Source organism: bacterium, assembly GCA_021372775.1.
Lineage (GTDB): Bacteria > Acidobacteriota > Polarisedimenticolia > J045 > J045 > JAJFTU01.
Map to the genome: position 1 here is coordinate 1 of JAJFTU010000179.1, position 4,342 is coordinate 4,342.

A 4,342-nucleotide genomic window follows, 5' to 3' on the forward strand; every position below is an offset into this window, starting at 1 on the left:
CGGCGTGTCGAGCAGCAGCGTCGTCATCCCGATCACGCCGTTCATCGGCGTGCGGATCTCGTGGCTCATGTTGGCGAGGAACTCGGCCTTGGCCTTCGCCGCGTTCTCGGCCTGCTCCTTCGCCTCCTCGAGCTCCGCGGAAAGCGACGACTGCATCTCGAGCGACGAGATCATCGCCCGCGTCATCCGCTTCGTCTCTTCCGCGGCTTCCTTCTGCGCCGTGACGTCGCGGCCGACGACCTGCCGCTCGGCGACGCCGCCCGCCTCGCCGGGCACGGCGAGGACGGTCCACGCGATCCACGCCTCGCGCCCGTCGATCAGCGCCCGATGCTCGAACTTCTTCGCGACGGCGGGGTTCGAGGCCGACGCCAGAACCGCGTCCAGGCGCGCTTCCTCGTCGGGGGCCACGGCGGCGGCGAACGGCGTGCCTTCGGCGGCGCGGAAGCGGCAGAGGAAGGAGGCGTTCGCGAACAGAATCCGCCCCTCGGGATCGAGACGACAGACCATCTCGTCGAGCGTCTCGAGGATCTCGCGGTGGCGGTCGCGTTCGGCGGCGGCGGCAGGGCCGACGCCGGGCGCGTGGATCTCTCTGTCCACGAATGCCGTTCCGCGCGGTTCGCCCCCGTTCGAACCGCGTCGCGCCCCGGTTGGCCTCTCCTGAAAAAATAGGCGCCTTTCGGACGCCCGGTCAAGTCGCGCCCTGTCCGCGCCGCAACGGCGCCTCTCCTTTCCGGGACGAAAAGCGGCCGGCTCCGACGCCCGGAGCCGGCCGCAGGGAGACGACGGAGAGGGGCTAGTACGCGTCGTGCTCGCGGAAGTCCTCGGGGCGCACGACGTCGCGGAACTTGAGGTAGACCCACGTTTGGTAGGCGATCACGATCGGCACCATCACCAGCGCCACGCCGAGCATGATCTTCAGCGTCAGCGGGCTCGACGCCGCATTGTGCGCGGTGAGCGTCGCGCCCGGATCGATGTCGCGGCGCGACCAGAAGAGGCGCGGATAGAGGCCGCCGACGCCCCAGAGCACGGCGCCGGCGATCGCCGCCGCCGACCAGCCCCACGCCGCCCAGCGCCGGCCGCGGGCCAGCGCGACGCGCAGCATGACCAGCCCCGCGACGGCGAGGAGCGGCAGGACGAGCAGCAACGGCCACTTGCCGTAGTTCTCCCACAGCGGCGTGGCGAAGGCGGAGGCGACGAGGAAGGCGACCGCGAGGACGACCTCGACCGGCCAGGCCCACTTGACCGTCGTCTCGGCCCGCCGGCGCAGGTACCCCTCGCTCTTGGCGGCGAGCCAGAGCGCGCCGTGGACGACGAAGAAGGCGACGAAGAGCAGGCCGCCGAGCAGCCCGTACGGGTTGAGCAGGTCGAGCAGCGTGTCGTTCTGCGGCGGGTTCACCGTGAACGTGAGGCCGCGGAAGATGTTGGCGAAGGCCACGCCGAACAGCAGCGCGGGGAGGAAGCTGCCGACGGCGAGGCAGCGGTCCCAGAGGTCGCGCCAGCCCGAGTCGTCCACCTTGTTGCGGAATTCGAACGAGACGCCGCGGATGATCAGCGCGAAGAGCAGCAGCATCAGAGGCACGTAGAGCACGCTGAACATCGTCGCGTAGGCGGCGGGGAAGGCGGCGAAGGTCACGCCGCCGGCGGTGACCAGCCAGACCTCGTTGCCGTCCCAGAACGGCCCCATCGCGTTGACCGCGACGCGCCGCTCGTCCTCGCTCTTGGCGAGGAACAGGAAGGTCGAGCCGAGGCCGAGGTCGAAGCCGTCGAGCACGAAGTAGACCGTCCAGAGGACGCCCCAAAGCGCGAACCAGATCGTCTCCAGCATCGGACGTCCCCCTTCAGCGCGCGGCCGCGGCGGGCGCGGCGGCGGCGGCGGGCTCGGGCCCCTTGCGGGCGAACTTGGCGAGCAGGAAGAAGTCCACCATGCCGAGCAGCGAGTAGAGGATCACGAACATCGTCAGCGTGAAGAGGACCTGGCCGGGGCTGATCGAGACCGTCGCCGCCTCGCCGGTGCGCATGTAGCCGTAGACGATCCACGGCTGCCGCCCGATCTCGGCCAGCGTCCAGCCGAGCTCGTTGGCGAGGTAGGGGAGCGGGATGGCGTAGACGAGGATCCGCAGCAGCCAGCGGCGCCCCTCGGGGTTCTTGCGCGTCCAGACGGCGAGCGCGGAGAGCGCGATCAGCGCCATGCCCAGGCCGACCATCGCGCGGAAGGCGAAGAACGAGGCGCCGACCGGCGGGATGAACGGCATCGCCGCGATCTTGGCCTCGTAGTCGCGGCCGAACCGCTCCTTCATCCGCTGCTCGTACTGGTCGCCGTACTCCGTCTTGAGCCGCGCGACGAACGCCTCCCGCTGCTCCTTCTCCAGATCGTTCAGCCCCTTCACCTCGCCGTTCGGGTCGTAGGTGGCGAGCAGGCTGAGGAAGCCCGGCACCGGCAGCGCTTCGACGCTGTTGCGGCGGTTCGCGGCGTCCGGCAGCTGGAGGATGTTCATCGGGGCGCCCTTCTTCGTCTGCCAGAGCGATTCCATCGCCGCCAGCTTCGTCGGCTGCGTCTCGGCGAGGATCTCGGCGCTCATGTGCCCCTGCACGAGCTCGAAGAGGGCGAAGACGAGGGCGAAGACCGCGGCGACGCGGAACGACTTGCGGAAGAAGGCCTGCTCCGCGCCGCGGAGCAGGTGCCACGCCGAGACGCCGAGGACGAAGAAGCCGGCGAGCACGAACGCGCCGCTGACCGTGTGCACGAACTCCAGCAGGGCGAACTTCTGCGTGATCACGGCGAAGAAGTCGTCGAGCTCCATCCGCCCGTTGCGGAGGACGAAGCCGACCGGGTGGTGCATGAAGGCGTTGGCGACGAGGATCCAGAAGGCCGAGAGGTTCGAGGCGATCGCCACGAGCCAGATCGTCGTCAGGTGGAGCTTCGGCGAGAGCCGCTTCCAGCCGAAGAACCAGACGGCGATGAAGGTGGACTCGAGGAAGAAGGCCAGCGTCGCCTCGACCGCGAGCAGCGAGCCGAAGATGTCGCCGACGTACTTGGAGTAGGCCGCCCAGTTCGTGCCGAACTGGAACTCGAGCGTGATCCCGGTCACGACGCCGACGGAGAAGTTGATCAGGAACAGCTTGCCCCAGAAGCGGGCGGCCCGTTTGTAGTCCTCGTCCCCGGTCCGGACGAAGATCGTTTCGAAGATCGCCACCAGGACCGACAACCCCAGCGTGAGCGGAACGAAGAGGAAGTGGAAGTACGTGGCGACCGCGAACTGGACCCGGGACAGCGCGACGACGTCCATCAGGCGGCTCCTCCGGTGCGCACCGCGCCGCCGCGGGCGGAACGGCGCGCGGCGGGACGATGCCAAGGGTCTTTATCTACCGCGCGCCCCGCGCGCATCAACCGGAAAAGCGTCAATTGTTTCTGGTTATCGGCCGCCGCGCCACGGGTCGGGCCGCCGCGTATACTCGCCGTTCCCCGCGGGAGAAAGCGATGAACGCCGTCAAAACGGAACGCGGCCGCCGCGCGCCGGCCGTCCTCGAAGGCCTGCTCGCCGCCTATCCGGACGCCGACTGCGAGCTCGTCCACCGGAATCCGTTCGAGCTGCTGATCGCGACGATCCTCTCCGCGCAGACGACCGACAAGGCGGTCAATCTCGCCTCGCCGAAGCTCTTCGCCGCGTATCCCGACGCGCGGGCGCTCGCCGCGGCGACGCCGGCGGACGTCGAGCCGTATATCTCGTCGATCGGACTGTTCCGAAACAAGGCGAAGATGATCGTCGGCGCGGCCCAAGGGCTCGTCGAGCGGCACGGCGGCGAGGTCCCCGCCGACCGCGCGGCGCTGGAGCGTCTCCCCGGCGTCGGGCGCAAGACGGCGAGCGTCGTCCTCTCCACGGCGTTCAACGTGCCGGCCCTCGCGGTGGACACCCACGTCGCGCGGCTCGCCGGGCGGCTCGGCCTCTCGACCGCCGCGGATCCGCGGGCGATCGAGGACGACCTGACCGCCGTGTTTCCGGAGGAGCGCTGGGGCTTCGTCAGCCACGCGCTGATTCTCCACGGACGGCGCGTCTGCGCCGCGCGCGCCCCGCGCTGCGGCGAGTGTTCGCTGGCCGGCGTCTGCCCCTCGGCCAAGAAGCCGCAGCGCGGCTGATCCACCGCGGCTGGCCGCCCGGACGGAGCCGCATCGCGCGTCCGCCCGCGCCGCGTCGCGCGCCGGGTTAGACTCGCGGCATGAAACGCTTCCTCGGCCTGCTCCTCGTCCTCGTCGCCGTCTCGGCCGCGCAGGCCGCGGCGCCCGCGCCCAAGGCGCCTGCGCCGCGCGCGAACCCCGTCGCGGCCTCCTCCGCCGCCCCCGCGC

The 4,342-nt window shown here is 70.4% G+C and carries 3 protein-coding genes and 2 pseudogenes; 1 reads left to right on the forward strand and 4 read right to left on the reverse strand.

Annotated elements, in window-relative coordinates; genetic code table 11:
* From LLG88_05995 to LLG88_06010, 4 genes and pseudogenes are all read right to left on the reverse strand, one after another.
* Positions 1–153 (reverse strand): annotated as a pseudogene (locus LLG88_05995) (hypothetical protein).
* A gap of 42 nt (positions 154–195) precedes the next feature.
* Positions 196–597: pseudogene (locus LLG88_06000) on the reverse strand (PAS domain-containing protein).
* A 196-nt stretch (positions 598–793) separates the two neighbouring features.
* Positions 794–1,825 carry a cytochrome d ubiquinol oxidase subunit II gene (gene cydB, locus LLG88_06005; protein MCE5246459.1) on the reverse strand — a complete coding sequence of 344 codons (1,032 nt, stop codon included), beginning with the start codon at positions 1,823–1,825 and terminating at the stop codon, positions 794–796.
* Positions 1,826–1,838: 13 nt separating this feature from the next.
* Positions 1,839–3,287: a cytochrome ubiquinol oxidase subunit I gene (locus tag LLG88_06010; protein MCE5246460.1), complete on the reverse strand. Its 1,449-nt coding sequence runs from the start codon at positions 3,285–3,287 to the stop codon at positions 1,839–1,841.
* Between the two features lie 191 nt (positions 3,288–3,478).
* Between LLG88_06010 and nth the strand changes: the two genes are divergently transcribed.
* Positions 3,479–4,135 (forward strand): endonuclease III, encoded by a 657-nt coding sequence (gene nth / locus LLG88_06015; GenBank protein ID MCE5246461.1) that lies wholly within the window; start codon positions 3,479–3,481, stop codon positions 4,133–4,135.
* The last annotated feature ends 207 nt before the right edge of the window (positions 4,136–4,342 follow it).

Coding starts and splice junctions, on each gene's coding strand:
- cydB (MCE5246459.1), bottom strand. CDS start 1,825: ATGCTGGAGACGATCTGGTTCGCGCTTTGGGGCGTCCTCTGGACGGTC.
- LLG88_06010 (MCE5246460.1), bottom strand. CDS start 3,287: ATGGACGTCGTCGCGCTGTCCCGGGTCCAGTTCGCGGTCGCCACGTAC.
- nth (MCE5246461.1), top strand. CDS start 3,479: ATGAACGCCGTCAAAACGGAACGCGGCCGCCGCGCGCCGGCCGTCCTC.